Below are 26,881 nucleotides of genomic sequence, written 5' to 3' on the forward strand. Positions count from 1 at the left end.
GTTGCTCTATATACGTGCTGACTGTTTCTGCTGCACGATCGGTTGTATCGATCTTGAAGGCAGACCACCTTTTCGTTCGACCCCTTGTTGGCGAATGGGCCCCTAACAGCCCATCCGCCTTCTTACATCCGAAGCCGAAAAATCTAACAGGAACCCGGTTTTTCCCTGCTTTCTTCATAGCCACATATTCGAACGCCCCGGTTTCCGTCTCCGACCGTTCCCTTCCTTTCTCGAGTTGGCGATGAAGCGAGCCGCCCGATTGAACAGGGTCAGAATCATCCGGATGGCTATAGCGAAACGCGCCGGATGATCAGCCATTTCCGGGCTGCGGACGTTCCGTGCGCTCCTTTTCCAACCAAACGATCAGCCCCGGCAGCAACATGCCGCGAATCAAAAACGTATCCAGCAAAATGCCGATGGCCACAAGAAAGCCAAACACGAACAACAGCTGAACCGGCTGCGTCATCAGCACAGCAAACGTCGCCGCCAAAATGAGGCCGGCCGACGAAATGACACCGCCAGTGTGGGCGACCGCTCGCTCAACCGCCCCCTTGACAGAATGGGTTCGCCACTCTTCTTGAAAGCGCGACACGAGTATGATGTTATAGTCAATGCCAAGCGCCACCAAAAAGACAAACGCATAAATGGGCACGCGGTCGCTGACGGCGTTGATGTCAAACAAGCCATCGGCGAGCCAAATGCCAAGACCGAGCGCGGACGCGAATGAGACAAGAATCGTGCCGATCATATACAGCGACCGCTTAACCGATTTTGTCAGCGCGAACAGCAAAAGGAAAATGAGCACCGTCTCCAGCGAAACGATGACAGCGGTATCGCGATGGTTCAGCGCCCGCTCATCCACCTTCGCCGCCGTCTCTCCGGCGAAATAGAGACGTCCGTCAAGCCCGCTTTCGTTGAGAATCGTTTCTTTCCGCTCGATGATCCGTTCTAGCGCATCGAGCGTTTTCGCCTCGTACGGGTTTTCCCGAAACGTCAGCGTAAACGAGACGACCCGCCCGTCATCCGCCGTGCCGGCCGGGCGCACCTCACTGACAAGCGGCTGCTTTCCGAGTTCGTCCTGCAGCCGGGCAAGCTGTTGCGGGGACAGCGCCTCTTTTCCTTCATACAACACCGTTGTCGGCGCCAACTCCCCTTTGGCAAAATGCTTCTCGAGCAACTCATATCCTTGGCGCGACGGCATATCTTGCGGGAACGATTTGATCAAATCATACTCATAACGCAAAAAAGGCGAATGGCTAGCGAGCACCACCAACAGCGCTCCAATGACCGCTACAGTCAGACGCGGCTTGGCGGCGACAAAGCGAGCGACTGTTTCCCAAAGCGTCCGTCTTCCCCTCGCTTTGTTCTCACCGACGCGCGGAATGTTCGGCCAAAACGCTTTGCGCCCAAACAACGTGAACAAGGCTGGAATCAACGTCACCGACGCGATCATAATGACGGCCATCGCCAGGGCGAACGTGGGGGCGAAATTGCGGTAATCGCCCAATTTCGCGAAAAACAACACGAGCATCGCCGCCAACACGGTGCCGCCGGAAAACAACACGGGCAGCCCGGTTTCGCGCATCGCCTGCCTCATCGCTTCCCGCTTGTCCTCATGCCGTTTCAGTTCCTCGCGGTAGCGGGAAAAGATAAACAGCGAATAATCGGTGACCGCCGCAAACAACAAAATGGACATGATCGACACCGTTTGTTTCGAGATGACGAGCCCCCCTCGCCCTAACAGCCCGAGCAGCTGCCCGACCACCCCGTACACCATCCCGGCGACGACAAGCGGAATCAGCGCCAAGAGCGGCGAGCGGTAAATGACGATCAGCAGCACTAAAATCAATCCGACCGTTGACAAGAGGAGGACGACATCCGCGCGCGAAAACAAGGCGAGCGTATCGGCCGCAATGCCGGCCGGTCCGGTAATATACAGTTTCATAGCGCTCTTGTTGTTGACCAGCTGCCGAATGTCTTTGTTCAACGCCTCGATCTCTTTCGATTCCAACGATCCTTTATACGTCACAGGAACGACAACGGTTTTCCCGTCCTTGGCGAAAAAGCTGGCGGCCGCTTGCGGCGGAAGAGAAGCGACCGGAACAAGCTTTTCAATCGCCTCTTGATGCTGCTGTTGAATTTGCATCAGCAAACGCTGCAGCGCGTCTTTGGAGACCGGTTCCTTTTCTGAGCGAAACACGAAAATAGCAGGAATGCCGTCATCGGCCTGAAAATACCGATCGACTTTCGCCTGCGCCACCATCGACTGCGCCTCTTTCGGCACCGTTTCGATGCTGGATGCTTCGTATTGCTTCACGTTGGGCGCCAATGCGGCTAATGCCCCGATCGCCGCCAGCCACAACGCCAACGTCCACCACATGCCTTTTGTTGTCGCCACCCAATCCGTGACAGCGCGCAGCCATCTGCTCATATCCATTCCCCCGTTTTTCCTAGTTTGCGCAAAGTGACACATTCGTCACTTTCAGCACAATTTCATGATAAGGGGAAAGTGACACTGTTGTCAATTTCTGTTCAACACACCGTGCATAATGATTTCGCGAATGCTTTCCGCCCATTCCGCCAACGAAATACCGGGAAAATGAGGGACCGCTGCAGACTGGAAAATATACCCTAGAACCACCCGATCAGGAAGATGCGGTTTCATTTTCCCTTCCCGTTTTCCTCGCTGAATCACCGGCTGCACTTCGTCATACATCCGCTCGTGAAATTGCGCGAGACGGCGTTTGTTTTCCTTCACTTTCGGGTGAGTCTCGGGAATTTTCTTTCCGATGGCAATCATCTCATGTAGGTCATCGTGGTATAAAATCAAATCGAGCAAAAAGCGAAATTGCTCTTCAAACGCTGGAAAATCGTGAATGCGGGTGAGCTTTTCAAACACTTGTTCCATTTCGTCGACCATATAGGCGGTGATCAATTCCTCTTTGTTCTCGAAATATTTGTAAATGGCGCTGCGCGCGACTCCGAGCCGATCAGCGAGCAGGCCGAACGTAAATCCTTCGTATCCGTGTTCGAGAAGAAGTTGTTTCGTTTGGGCAAACAGTTCTGTCAGCGAAATCTTCCGTTCCCGTGCCACCCGGAAGCCCTCCTTTCGCTCCCCATTATACGCCCACCGCCCGACGAAGAAAAGAAGCCCCCACCACCGTTGGGGCTTCTTTTTCTCCGGCAGGCACATGTTCCTCTTTTACTTGCAGAGCCGCAGCCGCGCTCACGAAGACGGCCGGATGATGATCGTGCCGTCTTCGACATCGACCGTCACGGCGCTATGTTCTTTCACCTTCCCAGCGATCAACGCTTTGGCGAGAGGCGTTTCGATTTGCTTTTGCATAAACCGTTTGAGCGGTCGGGCGCCGTATACCGGGTCGAAGCCCGCTTCGGCGATGTATTGCTTCGCCGCTTCGGTCAGCGCGAGCTCGATATGCCGATCGGCCAAACGGCCCGACAATTCGCGGGCGAATTTGTCGACGATGCCTTTTACTTCGTTCATCGACAACGGCTTGAACAAGACGATATCGTCGATGCGGTTTAAAAACTCGGGGCGGAAATGGGCGCGCAATTGGCCAAGCACTTCGTTGCGCGTGCCCTCATCGATGCCGCCCTCTTTGTTTTCCAACAACAGCGGCGAGCCGATGTTCGATGTCATGATGACGACCGTGTTTTTAAAATCGACCGTCCGCCCGTGCGAATCGGTGAGCCGTCCGTCATCGAGCAACTGCAGCAGGATGTTGAACACGTCCGGATGCGCTTTTTCGATTTCATCAAACAACAGAACGGAATATGGCTTGCGCCGCACCGCCTCGGTCAGCTGGCCGCCTTCCTCATAGCCGACATAGCCGGGCGGCGCTCCGATCAAGCGGGAGACAGCGTGTTTTTCCATATACTCGGACATGTCCAAACGAATGAGTTGCTCCTCGCTGTCAAACAGTGCTTCGGCGAGCGCTTTGGCCAGTTCCGTTTTGCCGACGCCGGTCGGTCCGAGGAACAAAAACGAACCGATCGGGCGGTGCGGATCTTTCAAGCCGGCGCGCGCCCGCAAGATGGCATCGGCGACGAGCCCGACCGCCTCCTCTTGACCGATGACCCGCCTGTGCAGCCATTCATGAAGGCGAAGCAGCTTTTCCCGCTCCCCTTCGACAAGGCGGGTGAGCGGAATGCCCGTCCAGCGCGACACGATTTCGGCAATCTCTTCTTCCGTCACTTCTTCACGCAGCAATTTCCCTTCACTTTGCTCACTGATTTCTTGCTCAAGCTGTTTGAGTTGCTTTTCCAGCTGCGGAATGCGGCCATGGCGAAGCTCGGCCGCCTTGTTTAAATCATAGTCGTTTTCCGCCTCTTCCAGTTCGCGTTTGGCCCGCTCGAGCGCCTCACGCAGACGGCGGACGCGGTCAAGCGCTTCTTTTTCCTGCTGCCATTTTGCTTTCATGGCGTTCGCTTTTTCGCGCAAATCAGCGAGTTCTTTTTGCAATGCCGCAAGCCGCGCGCGGCTCGCTTCATCCGTTTCTTTGCTTAAGGCCGCCTCTTCAATCTCGAGCTGCATGACGCGGCGCATCACTTCATCGAGTTCGGACGGCATCGAATCCATTTCCGTGCGGATCGTCGCGCACGCTTCATCGACCAAATCAATCGCTTTGTCAGGCAAAAAGCGGTCAGAGATGTAACGGTCGGACAACACCGCAGCCGCGACGAGCGCGCGATCGTGAATTTTCACGCCATGGTGCACTTCGTACCGCTCTTTCAGCCCGCGCAAAATCGAAATCGTGTCTTCGACGCTCGGCTCTTGGACCAATACTTGTTGGAAGCGGCGCTCGAGCGCCGGGTCTTTTTCGATGTATTGCCGGTACTCATCAAGCGTCGTCGCTCCAATGCAGCGCAGCTCGCCGCGGGCGAGCATCGGCTTTAACATATTGCCGGCGTCCATCGCCCCCTCGGCCCGGCCGGCGCCGACGATCGTATGCAGCTCGTCAATGAACAAAATGATGCGGCCGTCGCTTTTTTTGATTTCATTGAGCACCGCTTTCAGCCGCTCTTCAAATTCACCGCGAAACTTCGCTCCAGCAACAAGCGCACTCATATCAAGCGCGAAAATCGTTTTGTCTTTCAAGCCTTCCGGGACGTCTTTGCGCACGATGCGCTGGGCGAGCCCTTCCACAATGGCCGTTTTCCCCACGCCCGGCTCGCCGATCAACACCGGATTGTTTTTCGTTTTGCGCGACAAAATGCGGATGACACGGCGAATTTCACTGTCGCGGCCGATGACCGGGTCGATTTTCCCTGCTCTGGCTTCCGCCACTAAATCGCGGCCGTATTTGGTCAATGCCTCGTACGTCGCCTCTGGATTCGGACTTGTCACGCGTTGATTCCCCCTTACTTTTGTCAGTGCGGCCAACAGCGCTTCACGCGTCACCCCAAACGGCGCCAGCTGCCGGGCGACCGGCTCGGCGCCGCGAGGCAACGCGAGCAGCACATGTTCAACCGATATGTACTCGTCTTGCATCCGTTTTGCTTCCGCTTCGGCTTCCTCAAGCAGCCGCGCCAAGGCGGGCGCAACATACAGCTGCCCGTCCGCCCCATGCACTTCCGGTTTTTGACGAAGCTGGTGGCGCAGCCAGTCAGCGGCCTTTTCCTTGTCAGCGCCCGAAAGCTCCAACAACCGCGGCGCCAGGCCGCCTTCTTGTTCAAAGAGCGCCAACAGCAGGTGCTCGACATCGAGCTGTTGATGATGCCGTTCTTTGGCGAGCGATTGCGCCGCCATGAACGCCTCTTGCAGTTTTTCCGTCAAACGGCTTGCATCCATGCCGTTCCCTCCATTTGACCTTTTTTGACTATAAATGATTATAGCGGATCCACCGCCCGGTAAGCAAACCAAAAGCCACTCCGCGATGGGAATGGCTTTTCGTTTCATCGGCCTTACGGCTTGCGCAAATACGTCCAATGCCGGTTATGGTTCGACGTTTCCGGAAACGTATCGCCGGCTTTTAGTTTCAGCTTTTTTGGATGTTTCACATTGTCTCCCGTTTCGCCGATCTCAATGTAAATGCCGTTGTTCGGCGCTTTGTCTCCCGGTTTAAAATGGCGCGGTTGACCCATTGGTTTCATCCCCCTTGCTTCGATTGCATTTGTTAGCATTCCCGGTTTCGCCGCTGTTCATAAGAAGGGAAATGATGGGGCCGCCGCACACGGAGCGCCAAGCCTTTGACAAGGAAAAAGTGTTCCCCTCCGGAAATCCTTTTTCCTTAGTAAGAGCGAAAAAGGAACTCCCGAAGCGGGAATTCCTTTTTCTATAGGATCGACACTAAAATCGCTTTTTGAGCATGAAGCCGGTTGCCGGCCTGCTCAAAGACGAACGAGTTCGGTCCGTCTATAACGCCGGCGGTCACTTCCTCGCCGCGGTGGGCCGGCAGGCAGTGCAAAAAGAGGTAATCGGGTTTGGCCGCTTTGACGAGCTCTTCATTCACTTGGTACGGCTGAAACACGCGAAGCCGCTCGGCGCTTTCGCTCTCTTGGCCCATGCTCGTCCAGACATCGGTATAAATCGCATCAGCCCCCGCCACGGCCTCAAGCGGGTCGTGGGTCACCGTGACAGCGGCGCCCGTTTTTTCCCCTATTTGGCGCGCCGCCTCCACATAGGCGGCTTTCGGTTCATAGCCGGGCGGACAGGCGATGGCCACATCCATGCCCACTTTCGCCGCGGCTGCTAGGAGCGCGTTGGCGACGTTGTTGCCGTCGCCGACATAGGCGAGCTTGAGGCCTTGGAACGTTTTTTTCACTTCATAAATCGTCAGCAAATCCGCCAGCGCTTGGCACGGATGGTCGTCATCGGTCAAGCCGTTGATGACCGGAACCGACGCGTATTCCGCCAATTCTTCGACCTTTTCGTGGGCAAACGTCCGGATCATCATGACATCCACGTATTGCGATAAGACGCGCGCCGTATCGGCGATCGTTTCGCCGCGGCCGAGCTGCAGGTCGTTGCCATTCAAGTAGAGCGCTTGGCCGCCGAGCTGGATCATGCCGACTTCAAACGACACGCGCGTGCGCGTTGACGGCTTTTCAAAAATCATCGCCATCGTTTTGCCGACAAGCGGCGTATACGGAATCCCTGCTTTTTGTTTCGCCTTTAAGTCGGCGGCGAGCGCCAACAAATCGAAAATTTCATCTGTGGAAAAATCAAGCAGCGTTAACACATCTCTTCCTTTCAGTGACATGACTGCATTCATAAAATCACCGCCTGTTCTGCCTGTTTTTTCTTTTCCAGCCAGCTGTAAATCGGCTGCACATCGAGCTGATCGACAGCGAGCGCCTGCAAGAAGAGCTTCAACGTCTCGGGCTCTGTGAAGACGAGCAATTGTCGGGACAATGCAGCCATTCGTTTCGGCGCCTCGCCTTCCTCTTTGCCCAAGTCGATCACCGCCAGCGCCGTATCGCGTTTCACCCACTCAGCAAACGGGAGCTCGGATACCATCACCAGCTGTTTCGCTTCGATTTCCGCCGCCAGCGCTTCATCGATGCCGCCGATGACGTACATTTCATTGGCGTTCGCTTTCTTTTGCAAGTAGGCGTAAAACGCCTTGTACGCCGCTTCTTCCTTCGTCGCGGCGATGCTGATGCCTTCACCGGTCGATTTCATTTCCGGCCCAACGGTCGGGTCAACGCCCGGCAGTTTGTACGTGGAAAATACGGGGTACTTCAACACAACGTACGGCATGACCGCCAATTTACGCATGTTTTCATCGACCATGTCGACAAGCGATTTCCCAAGCAATAATTTTGTCGCAATTTGCGCCAGCGGCACGCCGGTCGTTTTGCTGACGATCGGCACCGTCCGGCTCGCGCGCGGATTGACTTCAAGCACATACACATGGCCATCGGCAATGACATATTGAATGTTCATGATTCCTTTGAAGCCGAGTTTGTTGGCAATCCGGCCCGCATAGTCGATGATTTTCGCTTTTTCTTCGTCTGTGAGCGTCTGCGCCGGCAGCCAAGCGTAGCTGTCGCCGGAGTGGACGCCGGCTTTTTCGACATGTTCGATGATCGTCGGCAGCAACAGGTCCGTTCCGTCTGTCACGATGTCTGCCTCCGCCTCTTTCCCGTCCAAATACGCATCGATCAAAATCGGATACGTCAACTCACCTTGTTCGATCAACGCGGCAAGCTGGATCTCGTTCCGGACGATGAACATGCCGCGGCCGCCGATCACATACGACGGGCGAAGCAGCACCGGATAGCCGATCGCGGCCGCTTTGGCGACGAGCTCTTCGGCGTTGTTCGCCATCAAGCCGGGGACGTGCGGAATGTCAAGCTCCTCAAGCAACTGGTAAAAACGGTCGCGATCTTCCAGCTGGTCAATGATCTCGTAGGTGACGCCAAGCAGCGGCACACCGGCTTCCTCGAGTCCTTTGACCAAATTGATCGCCGTCTGGCCGCCGAATTGAACAATGATATGCTTGATTTGTTCGGCTTCCATGACATCGAGGACGCTCTCTAAGGTCAATGGCTCAAAGTACAGGCGGTCAGCGACGGCAAAATCGGTCGACACCGTTTCCGGATTGTTGTTGATCATCACCGTCTCATACCCTTCTTGTTGCAACGCGAACACGCTGTGAACAGAGCTGTAATCAAACTCAATCCCTTGGCCGATGCGAATCGGTCCGGCGCCGATGATCAGCACTTTCTCCTTGCCGCTCGCTTTCTTCCGCTCGTCTTCGCCGAAATACGTCGAGTAGTAGTAATCCGTTTCCGAATGGAACTCGGCCGCACACGTGTCAACCATTTTGTACGACGGCACGATGCCAAGCTCTTTCCGCTTGCGGCGCACGTCAAGCTCGGTCACGCCCCACGTTTCGGCCAAAAAGGCGTCGCTGCATCCTTTTTCTTTCAAAAAGCGGAAGGTCGCTTCATCAATCGTATCGATTGACGCAGCTGTCGCCTGTTTTTCGAGCGCCACGAGCCGCTCAAACGAGCGAAGGAAAAAGCGGTCGATTTTCGTCCATGTGTGAATGTCTTCGACCGTCACCCCGCGGCGGAGCAATTCCAAGATAGCGAAAAAGCGGCGGTCGTCTTTGTCAACAAGCAGTTGTTTCAGCTCATCGTTCGTTTTCGCCGCAAGTTCCGGCCAAAACAGCCCGTTGTTTTTGCCTTCAAGCGACTGCACCGCTTTTTGGAACGCTCGCTCCATGTTGCGGTCGATCGCCATCACTTCTCCGGTCGCCTTCATCTGCGTGCCGAGCTTGCGGTCCGCATGCGGAAACTTGTCAAACGGCAAGCGCGGAAACTTGACGACGACATAATCCAAGGCTGGCTCGAAGCTGGCATACGTTGTTTTCGTCACCGGATTGACGAGTTCGGCCAGCGTATAGCCGACAGCCAGTTTGGCGGCGATGCGGGCGATCGGATAGCCGGTCGCTTTCGAGGCGAGCGCTGACGAACGGCTGACGCGCGGGTTGACTTCGATTAAGTAGTATTGCTTGCTGTTCGGATCAAGGGCGAATTGAATGTTGCAGCCGCCGATGATCCCTAAGGCCGAAATGATTTTCACCGCTGAAGAACGAAGCATTTGGTATTCCTCATCCGTCAGCGTCTGCGACGGCGCGACGACGATCGAATCGCCGGTGTGGATGCCGACGGGATCAACGTTTTCCATATTGCAAACCGTGATGCACGTATTCGATTGGTCGCGCATCACTTCATATTCAATCTCTTTAAATCCGGCGACGCTCCGCTCGATTAAACATTGGCGAATCGGGCTTTCGGCCAAGCCTTTTTCCACCAGCGCAATGAACTGCTCCATGTTGTCGGCAATGCCGCCGCCCGTCCCACCGAGCGTATAGGCAGGACGAATAATGATCGGAAAACCGATTTTTTCGGCAAACGCGACCGCTTCTTCGACGCTTGTGACAATTTCGCTCTCCGGCACCGGTTCGCCAAGCTCTTGCATCAGCGCGCGGAACGCTTCGCGGTCTTCTCCGCGCTGAATGGCTTCAATCGGTGTTCCGAGCAGTCTCACCCCGTATGTTTCCAGCACGCCGGCTTCATGCAGCTGAAACGCCAAGTTGAGCCCGGTTTGGCCGCCGAATGTGGCCAGCAGCCCATCCGGCCGTTCCTTGGCGATGATCGCTTCGACGGCGTCGACGGTGAGCGGTTCGAAATAGACGGCATCGGCGTGGACGTCATCGGTCATGATCGTCGCCGGATTGTTGTTCACTAAAATGACGCGGTATCCTTCTTCTTTTAAGGCGATGCACGCCTGCGTGCCGGAATAGTCAAACTCAGCCGCTTGGCCGATGACGATCGGCCCCGACCCGATCAGGAGAATCGATTGAAGCGAGGAATCTTTAGGCATAGACTTTCTCTCCCTTTGCGACGGTTTGCAAAAACTCATCGAAAATATAGCCGGTATCGTGCGGCCCCGGATGCGCCTCCGGATGGTATTGCACCGATAAAATCGGCTTATGGCGATGGATCATCCCTTCGATGGAGCCGTCGTTGACGTTGATGAAGCGAATGGCAAGCGGTGTGGCCGCCAAACTGTCCTCTTTGACAACATAGCTATGGTTTTGCGACGTCATGACGACGTTTTGTTTCACCGCGTCCCACACCGGCTGATTCGCTCCGCGATGACCGAAGCGGAGCTTTTCCGTATCCGCCCCGTACGCCAGGGCGACAAGCTGATGGCCAAGGCAGATGGCGAGCGTCGGATACCGATCGATCAGCTGGCGAATAACGGGAAGTTGATGGCGCAGCTGTTTCGGATCGCCAGGGCCGTTGGAGAGGACAAGCCCATCCGGCTTGAGCGCCTCAATCGCTTCCGGCGTCGTATCGTGCGGCACGACCGTCACCTGGCAGCCGCGCGCAACGAGCGAGCGCAAAATCGATTTTTTATAGCCGAAATCGAGAAGCACAATATGCGGCCCCCCGCGGCCATACGTCTCCATTCGTTTCGTCGACACAGCGCGCACCGGGAACGCTGCTTCTTCACGGAAGACAGAGGGAACGGACGACAAGCTTAACTCCGTCATCATCGTCCCTTCGGTGCGGATTTCTTTGACAAGGGCGCGCGTATCGACGTGGGTGAGCAGCGGAATGTTCCAATGCCGCAAATATTCTGCCAGGCTGTATTTCGCCCCGTAATGAAACCCTTCACGGCTCGCCTCGTAGACGATGACCGCCTCCACATGCGGGCGCTTGCTTTCAAAGTCTTCTTCATTGATGCCATAATTGCCGATGAGCGGATACGTAAAGACGATCATTTGATTTTTATACGACGGATCGGTCAGCACCTCTTGGTACCCGGTCATGCCGGTGAAAAAGACGATCTCCCCGCTCACCTTTTCCGCCAGCGGAACGGCGAGCTCGCCGCTGAACGTTTTTCCGCTGGCCAGATGCAAGTACGCTTTCATTGGCGCCACCTCATCGTTTGATTTTTATAACCGTTAGGGAATTTTTATGCATGAACAGGAATAAAAACGAGCCCCTTCAACCATCAGGTGACAACACGGCCGACGCCTCCGCGTTTTTCAACACCGCTGCCAACATCTCGACCGCTCGATCGATTTCCGCTTTCGTGACGACAAGCGGCGGCAGCAGGCGGATCACCTTCGGTCCGGCCGGCAAAACGAGCAAGTCGCTTTCATGAATCAAAGGCAACAGCGGCCCGACGTCCATTTGACATTCCACACCGACCAGCAGTCCGAGCCCGCGCACGTCCGTGACGATGTCAAGCGGGGAGAGCGCCTCGTTTAACCGTCCGAGCAAGTAGCTCCCCTTTTCTTGCACCTCTTGCAAAAACGCCGGATCGAACACGACCTCAAGCGTCGCCTTAGCGGCGGCCATCGCGATCGGGTTGCCGCCAAACGTCGATCCGTGCACCCCAAGACCGAACGACTCCTGCAAAAACGCTTTGCCGATCATCGCCCCCACCGGAATGCCGCTGCCAAGTCCTTTGGCGACCGTCATGATATCCGGCTCAATGCCAAAATGCTGGTAAGCAAACGGCTTCCCGGTCCGGCCGATGCCGGTTTGCACTTCGTCAATGATCAGGAGCGCGCCGTATGTTTGACACAGCTCGGCCGCCGTTTGCAAAAACGCCGGGTCCACCGGGCGGACGCCCCCTTCGCCTTGGACGACCTCAAGCATCACCGCCGCGATCTCATCGCTCATGGCTTCTTTCAGCGCAGCCACATCATTGAACGGCAAATGGATAAATTCCGGAAGGAGCGGTCCGAATCCGCTATGCACTTTCTCCTGCCCGGTCGCGGCCATCGTCGCAAACGTCCGGCCGTGAAACGATTGCTGGAACGTAATCACTTTGTGCCTTCCCGTATGTTTGCGCGCCAGCTTTAACGCCGCTTCGTTCGCCTCGGCCCCGCTGTTGCAGAAAAAGACGCAATCTCCGGCGCTATGAGCGACAAGCAAGGAAGCGACTTCTTCCTGAATCGGGATCGTAAACAGATTCGATACGTGCCAATATTGATTGAGTTGCTTTTCAATCGCCTGTTGGACGTGCGGATGACGATGGCCGAGGTTGCAAACAGCAATACCGGAGACAAAATCGAGATATCGTTTTCCGTTGACATCGGTCACCACCGTGCCTTCCGCCGATTGCACAGCAATCTTCCAGCGGTTGTATGTCGGAAACAGCGCGCTCATGATGAGTAGACCCCCACTTCGTTTTCTTTTCGAATCGTTGTCCCGTGCCATGTCCCTTGCTCATAAAACGGCGTTTTGCCGCTGACGATCACCACTTCCGGCAGCGCATCGGACAAGGCGGAGAGCGCTGCCTTCACTTTCGGGATCATCCCGCCGGTGATGACGCCGGCTTCGAGCAACTGCTCGACCATCTCCGCTGTCGCTTCCTCGACGAGCGCGCCGTCTTGCAAAATGCCAGGCACGTTCGTCACAAAGGCGAGCTGGCTCGCGCCGATGGCTGCTGCCACCGCCCCGGCCGCCGTGTCGGCGTTAATGTTGTACGTTTGCCCGCTTTGGTCGATGCCAAGCGGGGAAATAACCGGGATGTAGCCCGCTTCAAGCATCGTGCGCAAAAGACGGGAACGAACCGTTTTCACCCGGCCGACATAGCCAAGTTGATTCAAGTCAATCGGTTCCGCTTCGAGCAGCCCCCCGTCCACGCCCGAAACGCCGACAGCCGGCAAGCCGCGCTGGGTGAGCATGGCGACGAGCTGTTTGTTCACTTGGCCCGAGAGCACCATTTCTACAACGGCAAGCACGTCTTTGGTCGTTTTCCGCAAGCCGTTGACAAACTCGCTCGGCACCGCCAGTTTTTTCAACATTCGCCCTATTTCCGGGCCGCCGCCGTGGACGATGACGACATTCATCCCTTGTTCGCGCATCGTTTTCACGCTGGCAAAAAAGGCGGGAGACAGCTCATCAAGCACGCTGCCGCCGCATTTGATCACGACCGTGTTCCCCATTTCTCTCTCCCCTTATGTCCGGTAGCTGGCGTTAATTTTCACGTAATCGTACGTCAAGTCGCAGCCCCAAGCGATCCCAACGCCATCGCCGATATGAAGATCGACGTCAATGACGATCATGTCGTTTTTCAGGTAGGCGGCCGCTTCCTCTTCGGAAAACGGCTGCGGCTCGCTCCCTTTCAACATCACGATCGGCCCGATGGCAACATCGACGTTGTCCGGGTTCACGTCGGCATCCGCATAGCCGATCGCGCCGATGATTCGCCCCCAGTTGGCGTCTGCGCCGTAAACGGCCGTTTTCACCAAGTTGGAGCCGACGATTTGCTTGGCGATTTTTTTCGCTTCGTCATCCGTTTTCGCGCCGCGCACGCGCACTTCAATAAGCTTTGTCGCTCCCTCGCCGTCTCTCGCAATTTGTTTGGCCAAGTCCTCGCACGTTTTTCGCAGCGCTTCGTAAAAGTTCCCCCAATCCGGATGATCGGGCGTCAGCTCGTGATTCCCAGCCAAGCCGCTTGCCATGACGATGACCATATCGTTCGTCGACGTATCACCGTCGACCGTAATTTGGTTAAACGAAACGTCCGTAGCCGCTCGCAGCGCCGCCTGCAGCACCGGCGGCGAAATATTGGCATCGGTCGTAATGAACGCAAGCATCGTCGCCATGTTCGGGTGAATCATCCCCGACCCTTTCGCCGCCCCGCCGATCGTCACCGTTTTGCCGTCCACCGTCGTTTGGTAACAAGCGCGCTTCATCACCGTATCGGTCGTTAAAATGGCGGTTTGAAACGCTTCGGCATCCGCCATCGCCGCTCCCGGGACAAGCGTTTCGATGCCGGCGCGGATTTTCTCCATCGGCAAATATTCCCCGATCACGCCCGTTGAAGCGACGGCCACACGATGCGGCGCGAGGCCGAATTGTTTCGCGCACAGGTCGCGCATTTCATACGCGTCGCGAAGCCCTCGCGCACCGGTGCAGGCGTTCGCGCAGGCGCTGTTGACGATGACCGCCTGCAATGTTTGCTCGACCGCAAGGCTTTCCTGCGTCACTTTCAGCGGCGCGGCCTGAAAATGGCTTTGGGTATACACCGCGGCGGCCGAAGCTGGCACGTCGCAGATAATGACTCCTAAATCGTTTTTCGAATAGCGCAGCCCGGCTTGCACTCCGGCCGCTTGAAATCCTTTCGGCGTGACGATCGTTCCATCGGCAAGCGCCGTCACTTGCGCCGTTTGTTTCGTCATTGTCATCGTTCGTTCTCCTTCCTCACGGATAGATCGGCAAGGATGGGAGGCCCTCCGCCTCATCCCACCCCATCATCAAATTGAAGTTTTGCACCGCCTGCCCGGCAGCCCCTTTCATCAAGTTATCGATCACCGCCACGACCGTCACCCGTCCCGTCCGCTCATCATAGGCGAGGCCGATGTCGCAATAGTTCGAGCCGTACACTTCTTTCGTTGCCGGAAACTGCCCCGGCTTGCGAATGCGGACAAACGGCGAATCTTCGTAACTTGTTTTATATAAATCTAGTAAATCGCTAAGGGAAAGCGGCTGTTTCGCCTTCGCGTACATCGTCGCCATAATGCCTCTTGTCATCGGGATCAAATGGGTGCTGAACGTGATCGGCTCCATCGCCTCGTTCCATGTTCCGAGCATTTGTTCAATTTCCGGAATGTGCTGATGGGTATTCACTTTATAAATTTTCACGTTTTCGTTGACTTCGGAAAAATGCGTCCCGAGCCCTGCTTTCCGTCCCGCGCCCGACACGCCCGACTTCGCATCAACGATGACCGAGTCTTCGCTGACCCATCCTTCTCTGACAAGCGGAGCCAGACCAAGCAGCGTCGCCGTCGGATAGCAGCCCGGGTTGGATAAAAGCTCGGCCTCGCGGATCGCTTCCCGGTTCCACTCGGTCAATCCGTACACCGCCCGCTCCAAATACGCGGCCGGCGCCGCCTCACGCCCGTACCATTGTGCGTACAGCGCGCCGTCTTTCAAACGGAAATCACCCGATAAGTCAATCACTTTCACTCCACGGTCAACAAGCGCCGGCGCCCACTCCCCCGACACCCCGGGCGGCGTGGCGAAAAAGACCGCGTCATACTTGGCGAGCGCCTCAATGTCCAGTTTATGCAACACCACATCATCGATATCACCGATGTGCGGGAAGCTTTCCGACAAATGAATCCCATCTTGCGACGACGAATAGACGTCACAGCGGTCAACGTGCGGATGCCCGTGCAACAAGCGAAACAGCTCCGCACCGCTGTATCCCGTCGCCCCGATGATGGCCACTTTCATGACGTTCCCCCTCACCCGTATGTGCCTCATGTAGTACCCATTATAATACTGTATAAAAATAAAATCAAATGTATATTTAATAATTTTTGAGGAATTTTTTTCTTTCTCATTCACCTCCCAACGGAGCGGCCAAACCTGCCCTAACTGCACTGATAGAATCCATTCTTTTATCCATCCCCCATTGACTCCAGCGTACAGACGATCACGAAAGATTCAACCAATGTTCAACAAGTTTTCAATCTTTCCACTATCCTTATATTGACTTCCCTCTTTTTTCCTGTACACTGTTATATAGCGACACATTCTACGCAAGGTTGTGATCCGATGAACGAGGTTGAATCTCGTGAATGGCAGAAATGGCTTCCATCACTTGGACATGATCTTCGCCTTGAGAAAGGAACGTACTTGTTTCAAGAAGGGGAAAAGGCAGACGAGATTTACTATATTCAATCGGGGAAAATCCAAATCAGCAAAATGGACATGGACGGGCGAGAGCTGACGCTGCGCATTTGCAGCGAGGGCGATTTGATCGGCGAGCTGACGCTCTTTTGCCCCGGCGCCCGCTACATGTTGACGGCGAAAGTGCTGGAAGACGGCGTCGTTTCCGCCATTAAGCGCGAGACGCTCGAACAAGAGCTCGCCAACAACCCGAAGCTGGCCATCGAGTTCATGAAATGGATGAGCCTCCATTTCCGCAAAACGCAAACGAAATTCCGCGATTTGATTTTGCATGGCAAAAAAGGGGCGCTCTATTCCACGCTCATCCGCCTTTGCAACAGCTACGGCGTGATGAAAGAAGACGGCATTTTGATCGACCTGCCTCTTACGAACCAAGAGCTTGCCAACTTTTGCGGCACCGCCCGTGAAGTCGTCAACCGCATGCTCGGCGACTTGCGGAAAAAAGGCGTCATCTCCGTGCAAAAAGGAAAAATTCTTGTCCACCATTTGCAATACTTGCGCGATGAGATCGCCTGCGAAGGCTGCCCGCCCGAGCTGTGCAGCATTGACTGACGGTCGGGTGCGGCAAAAAAGAAGGGGCTGACCTCCAAAGATCGCCTTACGCCCTTTGGAGACAGCCTCTTGAAACTTCAATCATGGTTGTCTTCTCCAAACAATTTCTCTCTCCTCCGCCGCTTTTTCTTGTCTCAGGTTGTTTTTGGCTTGCAAAAAATAGCGGCGGCCGTCTTCATCGTATTGGTACGTCACAAACGGTGCGCTTTCGCCTTCTCGGGTGATCGCGACAAGCGGATCAGCGGCGCTCCGTTCATACCGATACTGGCCGTCTTGGAAGCGGTTGCCGTTCACATTGTGCGTGATCGTTTCATCGCCTTTATATATCTAAGAGGCCGGTGAAAAACGGCAATTTCCCTTGATCGATGGGAAGAACGTATGAAAAGCGATCCCAATGCTACAAAGCTTTTCGATTTAAGAAACGATGCTCGAGAGCATGATGTGCCCTTTCGTCACCGCCCGTCTACATCCAGCTTCCCCCATCGCTCCGCGTTACACATTACTTGATGCCGTTAGAATAATTTAGGAACAACGTATTAGCAATTTCTTGTGGAATTTGTTGATTTACAAAATTGAGTGCCACCCATGATAGAACTGTTTGATCAATAAAACGCCAAGTTTTTAAAATCGGCAATAAATCCGCACCATTGTTCTTATTTTGAAGCCCTAAAACACAAATCCCATAACTTCTTTCTCCCCATATTGCCCATTTCATTGAAAGAGGTAGCCAAATAATGGTATAAGAATTGTATAACAACGCATCCGCCGGACTTTCCTCAGGGCCTAATTCAAGAACATCTAAAGGGCCGGTGAAAAACGGCTGCCACGAGCAAATCAGCGACATATCGCCAAAAAAGAAGGCTGATTTCGCTAGGCTTTTCTAACTGACTGTAGATGAGCATTTTTCATTACAGTAATTTCCATTCCCTAAGAGACAAACAGGGGACCCCTTAGGCGACATGGAGCTGTTTTTTGATCACATCAATGGGAATATCTTGCTTTGCGGCGTCATAGATGAACTCGACGACGCTGTGCCCTTTCCGAGACCGAAGAAGCTCCAGGCCGGAAGAGAGGTCTTGTTGAGATTCCGCGATGCTGTATACGCAGGCGAACAGCACCACAACCCAATACCGTTTCACCGCCCGAACGTGGCGAACACGGTCCACCTGACTTCAGCTGGTCTTTGGCCTGCCGGAAAACGCATTCGATCGTCCAGCGCTGGGCATCGTAACGCAAGATGTCTTCGTCACTCAGCTCCCGGTCGGTGCTCAAGACAACATGGAGATGATCTGGCGTCATCGGTTCATCCGCCTTCCAAGCCAGCAGCACCACTGCGTCATCGAGACCATGGATCGCTCCCTCGTAGCGATACACGCGGTAACGCTCCTTCCCCACCGTGACGAGGCGGGTGTCGTTGGGCTCGATATAGCGGGCGAACTTCTTCGCTTGGATGGCGATGCCTTTCGGATAGAGAATCCGGTTCGTCTTGAGCATGGCGATGACATGGAATCCTTGTTTCAGGCAGGCTTCGATGAGCGCTTGGGACGGATACCACGAATCCATGAGCACATACACCGGCTGAGCCCGTTTCCCCTTGAGCGAGGAAAGCATCTCGATCGCTAGGTCGATTTTGCTTCTTCCCGCCGCCTTATCATAGAGACGAAACGCGAACGGAAACGCTTGCGAGAAAGTATGCACCATCAGCCAAACAAGCGAATGCCCCCAGACCAATTGATGATCGCTGTGAGAGAAATGCCAGTCACACCCTTGAATGGCGTGGGCGGCCCGTGACGAAGGCTTCGTTTTTTGACAAATCGTATCATCGATCGAAACAAAAAGGGGTTGATTCTCCTGTTTGGCTAGGCGTTCGATCTGGCGAAGGATCCATTCTTGCAGCTTCTCAAGCAGTTTTTCCTCGTTCCAAGGGCTTTTCGTGAAAAAGTGGCTCAGTGTCGTTCGATGATTCGGGTGAAAACTCCAGTACCGGACATCCGTCAATGTCCCCGAAAATCCCTTGGTCGTCAAGGCGTCGACAAGATGAACGAGATGCTTGATGACCGGCTTCGAGAAATAAAGCGCCAATCCCAGCGTCATGAAAAACTTGTGGATTCCTTGATGATGTGCTAATCGATTCATGAGACATGAACCTCCTTGTGGGTAGTTGGTGGTACATCTATTCTAACCAAGGAATCGGGTTCATGTCTCCTTTTTTGTTTAGTTGTCAATTTATGTTAGCAAATTTGCTCATCTACAGTTATTTACTTAGAAATGAAAGGATTGTTCGGAAGCAAAAAACGCACTATCCGAAATATCCCGGACTATAATATTGATTCAATAGTCAAAGCGATTCGTGATCGGATCAGTGAGCATAGCGTGAAGGCTTAAAAAGATCTTACTCAAAGCGATTAATAAAAATACAAAATAACAGTATTCGATTTGCAAATATTTGTTTATATTGAAAAGAAACAATTAATTGAATTATGATATATTACAAAAAAGGTAAATTATAGAGGGAGGTTTTTATTATGAAACAATTAATCGTTGCTTTTCTATCTTTAGGACTAATTCTTGGTTTTTCTTTTGATTCTTTCAACAATGCAGAGGCAGCATCGAAGGTTAAAACGTATAAAAACTGTTCAGCTTTAAACAAGGATTATCCAGGCGGCGTCGCTCGCTCTTCTTCTGTCAAAAACAAAGGAGGTAAAACCAAATACAAGCCTTATGTTTCAAAGGCACTCTATGATGCTAATAAAAAGTTGGATCGAGATAAAGACTTCATCGCTTGTGAACGATAAGCATTCGTTTTCTAGTGCATCATCAAATACTTATTGCAAAGACCTTACATATAAAAAGCCCTTCTCGAATGAGAAGGGCTTTTTGCGTATACCTCTATTAAACATTTGTACTTCCAAAGTATGCAGAGCATCTTCAGAAACACTGTATACAGGCATTTTTATCATCATATGAGATATGAATGTTCGATATTTAAAAAATACCGGTAATTTGAATTTGAGATACAATGTCTTTTAATTTTTCTTCACCAATCAACGCATTATTTATAAAATCACTTACATTTGTATATTCTTGATGATTTAAATTATAGTACTTTGTAAGGCAAATGCCTACTTGAGTATTAGTTATTGAATAACGTTCACCCTTATAGATAAATTCTATATCATGTCCAATCTCTATAAGCTCTATTAATTTTTCTAAACTCATATTTTATCTTCCTACTTTCTTCTACCTTTATTCATTGGTTCTGCTTTCCCTCTTTTAGGTTTTTTTCCATCCCATTTCCATTTATGTCGATGTGGTCCCCAAGGATGATGTTTCGGATTTCCGTGATCGCTATAGTCCATGTCTTTTTTCGCTCTTCCCGCACTATCATAATATCTTCGTTGTATAACTTTTCCTTTCTCATCCCTTAAAGTTAAGCTTCCTTTTCTAGGGCCTGTTAGAGGTAAAGAACCTTTACTAGTCAAACTTTTTACTTTCTTTCCTAAATACCACGCTCCATAGGCCCCGACAACAGCAGCAGTACCAATTAACATTACTTGTCCAACACCAGGAACAAAATAAAGCCCTACAGCATACGCAAACTTCCCATCCGGATCCACCAACATCACCGGATTGTTATTCGCATACGCATACCCATTCTGCGTGAGAATATCATCTGTATCCCCTGGATCTGGATCCATCGAAAGGAACACGCCATGCTCTGGGTGGTAGTACCGGGCAATCAGGTAATAAAAACCCGTTTCTTGGTCATATTGGTACCCCGCATATCGGTATGGGTTTTCGTCGGCCAAGGCTCCGGATTGGGATAGAATATTCCCCCACGCATCGTATTGATAGCGAGCGACGATATTTCCTTGTTCATCCGTCAGGGCGATGACATCCCCATGTACGTTATAGTGGTAAAAGTATGTCGCCGTGCCCTTTTTCATGGCAAGAAGCTGACCGTTTTCTCCGTATATATACGATCTTACCACATTTCCACTCGCATCGGTTTCGTATAGAACATTTAAGCTATCGCCTTGGTAATGGTAGTTCGTCACGACGCCATTGACGTTCTTTTGGATGCGCCGGCCGTCTTCATCATATTTGTACGTCACAAAAGGAGTGCTTTCTCCTTTTCTTGTAATGGAAACTAATTGGTCCGCTTCGTTCCATTCGTATTGATATTTTCCGTCTTCTAAGCGGTTGCCGTTGGCATCATACGTGATCGTCTCGGTCCCAAAACGAATGAGCTGATTGGCAGCATTATAATCGGCGTTGGTGGTCGTGGACTGCCCATCCTTGGTTTTCACGATTTGCTTCCGGTTTCCGAATCCGTCATAGGCATACTCGATTTTCGTGCCATCTGGAAGCTGCTCTTCCACTAATTGGTCTAGGGCATCGTAACGGTAGACGGTCGTTTCCCCCGTTGGGGATTCCACTTTCGTCCGGTTCCCGTTTTCATCGTAACGGTACGTTTCCGATAAAATTTCTGTTCCGTCCGCCGTACCGACCGAAACGCTTTCCACTAAGCCGCGGTCATCATACGTAAAGGTCGAGCCGGCTCGGTTTCCTGTCGTGAAGGTGCGAACGTTTCCTCTCTCGTCATAGTCAAAGCGGTACGTATACGTTCCATCTTGGACGACCGTATTTTGATCCAATTTATTATATTGGTAATTGATCGTTTGGCTAAAGGACCCATGAGAGAACATGAACTGCTGCAATTTATCCGATGTGGTTGGGTACAGCCATTTTTGCAGCCCACCGCGGTCTGACAGTTCCACGAGCCGATTCGCTTGATCAAATGTTCTTGTTTTGGTGGTGCCATCTTTTAGATATTGAACAGAAAGTTCGTTTCCGTTTTTGTCGTAACTAAATTCGTAATACGGAACGTTGTTGTAAGAAATCGTTTTGACCCTTTCCGTTCCGTCATACGTCCATTGAATCGTGTTTCCTTTCGGCAAAACCGTTTTGATTTTATTTCCGTTGGCATCATATTCATTCGTTGTCACATCATTCAACGGACCGACGGTTTTAATGAGTTTACCGGTCGCATCATAAGAATAGGCAAATGTTTGAGACTGGCCGCCGCTGGTTCGAATGACTTTTGAAGTCATATTGCCATTTAAGTCATAATCGTAGTTGACGGAAGTACCGTTTGCTAACAACAGCTGTTTTAAGCGATCCGATAAATCATACGTGTACTCTTTCTTGTTTCCTTTCTTATCGTACTCGCTTAACAGGTTTCCTACGGCATCATAATTCTTTTTCGCCACATAGCCTTCTTCATCCACTTCTTCCGTGACATAATTTCCGCTTGCATCATACTTGTTTTTCGTCACCACGTTTCCTTCCATTAAACGGATCGCGTCAAACCATACCGTTCCCGTGTAATTGCCACGGAAGACAGCGGATATGTCGATTTTATCAATTGGCTTGGAAGGTTGAATCGAAACGGCGGCACGGTTCCAATCTTGATTGCTAGTAGGGAAATCGGCGGTATACGTTTGGGTCGTTCCATCCACAAAGTATACTTTAGCCGTAATGGAATAATCGCTTGCGCTCACTGTGCCATTGGCTTTGACATCCTGCGCTTTGGAAAGACCTGTGAGTGTCAAACGAAGCGGCGCATCGATTGACGTTTGACCGACGATCACCGTCTGCTTATATTCACTAGCCGACTGCGTGGTGCTGGTTCTTGTTAGTTTAAGAGAGCAAGCCCCATCGAACGATTCTGTACCATCTATACTTCCGCCCATGCCGCTCCAGTTGGTCAAGCTTCCTTCAAAGCTGCTGTTGGCGACCGGGTTATAGCTCGAAGACACTTGGGCTTCTTCCAACTGAATCTGATCAAACCACGCTTCCCCGGATGCGGTTGGCGATCGATGATCCACTTCTAAATAGACGCGCACCTTGGCCGCATCGGAATGCGTGGTAAACGTCACTTGCCGCTCTGTCCAAGGCCTTATGCCGGATAATGAACTGTAGCGATTATCCACCCACGCCAGCCGGCGGTTTTGGCTGTCCAGTTGTTCGATGTTGAAAAACGCGTTCGCCTTGGTCAAATTCGTTTTGATCTTCCCGCTCAGCGTGTACGTCGTATTCGGTTTCACCGAAATGACTTGTGTTGCCGCCACGTAGCCAAGTTCGTTGCCAGGGGAAGTGGAGTTCACGGTCATTTTTAATGTCTTTCGCCCGGCCAATCCATGATCAACATTCGCATCCTCCCACCATTGCCCAGCATCATAGGTGCTGGTCAGACTCCAAGCAGTCATCCCCTGTTCAAAGCTGGGATTAACGATGAGATTCGCCGCACTGCCGAGCGCATCACTTTCTTCCATCAGATTTCCATATGCATCATACTTGGCAAAGGAAGCCGTTTTGGCCGCTTGATCGATTTCCGATACCGGGTTTAAGCCATCATAAGCAATGGTGGTCTTGTCATTTTCCGTATCGATGATGGAGACGACATTGTTATGTTGATTATACTGATAGGTTTCCGTCCCATAACGATCCGTCGCGGTCAGCACATTCCCGTTCGCATCGTACGTATACGACTCCGTCGGCGTTGTCGTTCCCGCATCATTCGGATCGTACGATTCCTTTAGGTTGTTCCCTTCATACACATAGTTGGTGGTAATATTCAAGCCGCCTGCATCATCGACGATTTGAATCGGATTGGCTGCCTCGTTAAAAGTGTATTGCGTTTTTCGACCATTTGGCTTCGTCACGACCAACTGCCGCTTTGTTGGGTCATAGTTCAATGCATACGCGTGGTGTTCAGGATCGATCGCTTGGCTGAGTCGGTCGCCATCGTACACGAACTGATAGACAACCGGTTTTTCCACCGTATGCGTCGGCTCGAATACGTTCACAAGACGGCCACGGTCATCATATTCATATCTTGTGACTTCCCCGCCCGTCTGGGTTACTTTTGTTAACAAGTCGTTGTTATACTCATACGTGATTGTCCGATTCATTGGGGCGGTAATTTTCTGGATTCTTCCGCTTGCGTTATACTCTATACTTAGTTTTCTGCCCGATGCATCGGTAATCGACACTAGCTTTTCGTTGGAATAACTGTAGATAGTGGCATTCCCATGTCCATCCACGATTTTCGTTAACTTGCCATCACTTTTTCGAAAATGGATTTTCGTTTGATCTTTTGTCGTCAGTATATATTCATTGGTTGTTTCGCTTAACTCCAAGTAAACACCTGTCGGGGCTTTATACGTGCCGTCGGATAATTTCGTGAATATATGGAGTGTGCCATCTTCATCCGTAAATCTTGCTTCATTTCCTTGGGCAACGATATTCATTTCCGCATCGCTATGCCATCCTTTTCCGAACAATCCAACCGATGTGGATAAACTATTGTAAGTTCTTGTGATTCCAAGCCCCGGTCCTCTTCCGGAAATAGAAACATCGTCTTCGTCTATAATCAGATTACCGGTAGCAGCATTCACGCTGCCATACGGAACATCAATGATGGACCAGTAATCTTCCTTTCCTAAATACTCATTCGCCTCCGGAATTTTCACCGTCAATGCATTGCTAGAAAATACTGTTTCCCCATCCGCATTGTATGCACTGAGTCGGAAGTAGTAATTGGTGCTTGTGGCGTATTTTGTCCCCATTTTCGCATACATTGGAGAAGGATCTTTCGGAAGTTCCAATCCTTGTCCATCATGATGCAATGTTAAGGTGCTGGAATCCCCCTGTTGAATTTCCTCCGGAGTTGGCCAAATTCCTTTATTTTGCGTCGTCCAATGGTCCACGTCTCCTACATCAAATGCTTCATAGTAAAGTCCATTAAAAATCCATACTTTGTATCCTGTTGCACCAGAGATTTTCTCCCAGTCTAACATGACATAACCCGAGTTGCTTCCTAATTGGTTGCTGTAAGCAAACCCCGAAGGCGCTGGCGGCACTCGCAAGTTCGGAATACTAGGCATATACGCATCCGAAAAGACGGTTTCCCCTTGAGAGTTATAGGCGCTTACTCGAATCCAGTAGTTGGTAGCCGTTGCGTATTTTGTTCCTGCATTGGCATAGACCGGGGACGGGTTAACAGCTAATTCCGTGCCGAGACCATCGTTTAAATGCAACTTATATCTACCTGCTTGAATTTCCGTAGATGTTGGCCAATACTTTTTGTTTTTCGTTGTCCAAGAAGTGACGTTCCCGACATCTAGCGATTCATAGTAGGAGCCATTAAAAATCCAGATTTTATATCCCGTCGCTCCACTCACAGGATTCCATTTGAAGTCAATATATCCTGTTCCGTTTCCGTTTGTATAACTTACCCCCGTCGGAGCAGATGGTTTCGCCAAATCCGGAATGGTCGGCATATACGCACCAGACATGGCGCTTTCGCCTTGAGGAAAAATCGCACTGACTCGGAACCAGTAGTTCTTGCTATTCGGATAGCTTCCGCCTGAATTTCGATAGACCGGGGAAGGATCGACAGCAAGCTCCGTCCCTAACTGATCTTGGTGCAGGTCATATCTTCCGGCACTAATTTCAGAAGCGGTCGGCCAGATTTTTTTCCCTTTTGTACTCCAAGAAGTGACATTTCCTACATTAAACGCCTCATATGATTTACCGTTATAAATCCAAACCTTATAACCCGTAGCGCCAGGAACCGGATCCCATGATAAATTGATATATCCTGTGCCATCCCCATTACTGTAGGCCGTTCCTGTCGGCGTATTGGGAACGGGGATCGTATACGTAACGGACAAATATGGTTTATAACTGCTGTTCGTAGTGGAAACAACTTTTTTCCAATACGTTTGTCCATTGCCATTCGTATGAAGTTTAAATCCGTAATTTGGCTTTGTCTCTGATGCCCATTCTTTTACTGTATTCGTGACATCAAACTGCGCCCATTGGTCTCTTGCAACATCCACCTTGCCAATGTTGGTGGAGGAAGGCTTATTATTCCACGTTAACGTGCTCGCGGACCATGAGCTGTCTACCGCATCGAGCCATAGCCCTGTTGGCGTTGTCGTATAATACGAATGGGTGACATAGACATGGAACGTGGCATTTGTCACATTCATATATTTGATGCTTGATAAATCCGGGTGCAAAAATCCATAGCAAGTGCCTGTTGTTCCATCATAATACCCCACCTTTAAAACGTATTGTCCCTGCGCCGAATCCCACTTACTTGATGAGGAACTATAGTTGGTTGTCGGATAGGCGCTCATTACAAATGCATCAGCAGACACCTGAACGGAAGTACTCGGGTCAATATAAACAGGGTATACACGTTTAGGGTCTTTCAGCCATTCGGGATCGGCTTTAACCGTTAAAATGTACCCTTCATCATCTTTTTGCAGTTCATAACTTACATTCTCCGACCGTTGAGCTTCTCCAGAATGCTCATCAACATGGGAATCCACCATAAAAGGTTTCGGCAACTCAAAAACCTTTTCATGTTCTTTATTTGTCAATAAAATGGATCCATCATCTTGGATGTCTGCTTGTAAATCTGTTTTCAGACGAAATTTGAAAATATGATAGCCAGTAAAAGAATGAAGAACTAAATCTTCTTTCGTTGACTCGTTAAATGTAATATTTTGTAGGTCTATACTTGGAAAAATGTTTTTGTGTAGAATTTTGTTGTCTTTTTTCTGATAGATAGCCTTTGCATCCTTCGCCTTGATCGGCTTCACTTCATTCCCAGATGCCTCTAAAATCGAATAAGAGATAAAATGTCCATTGTAACGAAACGTAGCGTATTCTCCATTGAACATTTTTTTGTAAAAGGTAGTTTCCAAAACGGTGTTCTCCGTCTCCACACCGTTCTCATCACTCGCGGAGTCCGTTAAATTCGAAGATGTTTCCTCAAATAGCGGCTCTCCCTTTTTCTTACGATGAATCGGTTCAAAGTAGATCTTCTTGGTAAACGTCCCATCACCGTTGTCGTACACTTTGGTGTTAGCGGTTCTCATCTCCACGATTTCCCCTGGCTTGTGTTGACGTTTCGGGGCTTCCGGCACCTTGGGTGGCTCTTCTTTTGGCACTATACGGCCAACTCCTGATTGGATCGTTTCGGCGAATCCCTTTATCGGGATGCTTGACACCATTAAAGCCCATACAACCATCCAAACTAACCATC

General features: G+C 51.5%; 17 protein-coding genes and 1 pseudogene. 2 read left to right on the forward strand and 16 right to left on the reverse strand.

The features are described from left to right. Positions 1 to 310: 310 nt before the first annotated feature. The 11 genes from NST29_RS13775 to argC all read right to left on the reverse strand — a co-directional run bounded on the left by NST29_RS13775 (position 311) and on the right by argC (position 15,744). Positions 311 to 2,431 carry an MMPL family transporter gene (locus NST29_RS13775; RefSeq protein ID WP_339232276.1) on the reverse strand — a complete coding sequence of 707 codons (2,121 nt, stop codon included), beginning with the start codon at positions 2,429 to 2,431 and terminating at the stop codon, positions 311 to 313. Positions 2,432 to 2,521: 90 nt separating this feature from the next. Beyond that, positions 2,522 to 3,094, reverse strand: coding sequence for a TetR/AcrR family transcriptional regulator (locus NST29_RS13780; RefSeq protein WP_033018507.1), 573 nt, complete (start codon positions 3,092 to 3,094; stop codon positions 2,522 to 2,524). Positions 3,095 to 3,226: 132 nt separating this feature from the next. Continuing rightward, a complete protein-coding gene (clpB, locus tag NST29_RS13785; protein WP_339232280.1) occupies positions 3,227 to 5,812 on the reverse strand; it encodes an ATP-dependent chaperone ClpB in 2,586 nt (861 codons plus the stop codon). A gap of 113 nt (positions 5,813 to 5,925) precedes the next feature. Next, entirely contained in the window at positions 5,926 to 6,105 is a 180-nt protein-coding gene (locus NST29_RS13790) for a YjzC family protein (protein ID WP_031405116.1), read from the reverse strand. A 191-nt stretch (positions 6,106 to 6,296) separates the two neighbouring features. After that, entirely contained in the window at positions 6,297 to 7,235 is a 939-nt protein-coding gene (gene argF / locus NST29_RS13795; RefSeq protein WP_033843291.1) for an ornithine carbamoyltransferase, read from the reverse strand. Then, positions 7,232 to 10,360, reverse strand: a complete 3,129-nt coding sequence (locus NST29_RS13800; protein WP_033843290.1) for a carbamoyl phosphate synthase large subunit — start codon at positions 10,358 to 10,360, stop codon at positions 7,232 to 7,234. The genes argF and NST29_RS13800 overlap by 4 nt, the downstream gene beginning before the upstream one ends. After that, positions 10,353 to 11,417 carry a carbamoyl phosphate synthase small subunit gene (locus NST29_RS13805; RefSeq protein WP_033843288.1) on the reverse strand — a complete coding sequence of 355 codons (1,065 nt, stop codon included), beginning with the start codon at positions 11,415 to 11,417 and terminating at the stop codon, positions 10,353 to 10,355. The genes NST29_RS13800 and NST29_RS13805 overlap by 8 nt, the downstream gene beginning before the upstream one ends. A gap of 76 nt (positions 11,418 to 11,493) precedes the next feature. Further along, positions 11,494 to 12,666: an acetylornithine transaminase gene (locus NST29_RS13810; RefSeq protein ID WP_033843287.1), complete on the reverse strand. Its 1,173-nt coding sequence runs from the start codon at positions 12,664 to 12,666 to the stop codon at positions 11,494 to 11,496. After that, on the reverse strand, positions 12,663 to 13,448 hold the full coding sequence (gene argB, locus NST29_RS13815) for an acetylglutamate kinase (RefSeq protein WP_033843286.1): 786 nt from the start codon (positions 13,446 to 13,448) through the stop codon (positions 12,663 to 12,665). Before argB ends, NST29_RS13810 begins: the two co-directional genes overlap by 4 nt. 12 nt (positions 13,449 to 13,460) lie before the next feature. Continuing rightward, the gene (gene argJ / locus NST29_RS13820) at positions 13,461 to 14,693 is read right to left on the reverse strand and encodes a bifunctional ornithine acetyltransferase/N-acetylglutamate synthase (protein WP_033843285.1); all 1,233 of its coding nucleotides are present in this window, start codon (positions 14,691 to 14,693) and stop codon (positions 13,461 to 13,463) included. 16 nt (positions 14,694 to 14,709) lie between these two features. Beyond that, a complete protein-coding gene (gene argC, locus NST29_RS13825; protein ID WP_033843284.1) occupies positions 14,710 to 15,744 on the reverse strand; it encodes an N-acetyl-gamma-glutamyl-phosphate reductase in 1,035 nt (344 codons plus the stop codon). 324 nt (positions 15,745 to 16,068) lie between these two features. Here argC and NST29_RS13830 point away from each other — a divergent pair, with 324 nt between their 5' ends. Beyond that, positions 16,069 to 16,755 carry a Crp/Fnr family transcriptional regulator gene (locus NST29_RS13830; RefSeq protein ID WP_033843283.1) on the forward strand — a complete coding sequence of 229 codons (687 nt, stop codon included), beginning with the start codon at positions 16,069 to 16,071 and terminating at the stop codon, positions 16,753 to 16,755. 81 nt (positions 16,756 to 16,836) lie between these two features. Here the strand turns inward: NST29_RS13830 and NST29_RS13835 are convergent, their stop codons facing one another. The 3 genes and pseudogenes from NST29_RS13835 to NST29_RS13845 form a co-directional block, all read right to left on the reverse strand. Then, entirely contained in the window at positions 16,837 to 17,049 is a 213-nt protein-coding gene (locus tag NST29_RS13835) for a hypothetical protein (RefSeq protein WP_033843282.1), read from the reverse strand. A gap of 205 nt (positions 17,050 to 17,254) precedes the next feature. Continuing rightward, positions 17,255 to 17,599, reverse strand: coding sequence for a hypothetical protein (locus NST29_RS13840; protein ID WP_197055016.1), 345 nt, complete (start codon positions 17,597 to 17,599; stop codon positions 17,255 to 17,257). 106 nt (positions 17,600 to 17,705) lie between these two features. Further along, positions 17,706 to 18,891 (reverse strand): annotated as a pseudogene (locus NST29_RS13845) (IS701 family transposase). Between the two features lie 389 nt (positions 18,892 to 19,280). Between NST29_RS13845 and NST29_RS13850 the strand changes: the two are divergent. Further along, positions 19,281 to 19,550 carry an excalibur calcium-binding domain-containing protein gene (locus tag NST29_RS13850; protein WP_033843280.1) on the forward strand — a complete coding sequence of 90 codons (270 nt, stop codon included), beginning with the start codon at positions 19,281 to 19,283 and terminating at the stop codon, positions 19,548 to 19,550. Between the two features lie 190 nt (positions 19,551 to 19,740). Here NST29_RS13850 and NST29_RS13855 read toward each other — a convergent pair whose 3' ends face one another. Beyond that, positions 19,741 to 19,974, reverse strand: a complete 234-nt coding sequence (locus tag NST29_RS13855) for a hypothetical protein (protein ID WP_033843279.1) — start codon at positions 19,972 to 19,974, stop codon at positions 19,741 to 19,743. Positions 19,975 to 19,985: 11 nt separating this feature from the next. Then, positions 19,986 to 26,786, reverse strand: a complete 6,801-nt coding sequence (locus NST29_RS13860; RefSeq protein ID WP_231559798.1) for a DNRLRE domain-containing protein — start codon at positions 26,784 to 26,786, stop codon at positions 19,986 to 19,988. Positions 26,787 to 26,881: the final 95 nt, after the last annotated feature.

The sequence above is a fragment of the Geobacillus sp. FSL W8-0026 genome (genome assembly GCF_037966255.1).
Taxonomy (GTDB): Bacteria; Bacillota; Bacilli; order Bacillales; family Anoxybacillaceae; genus Geobacillus; species Geobacillus icigianus.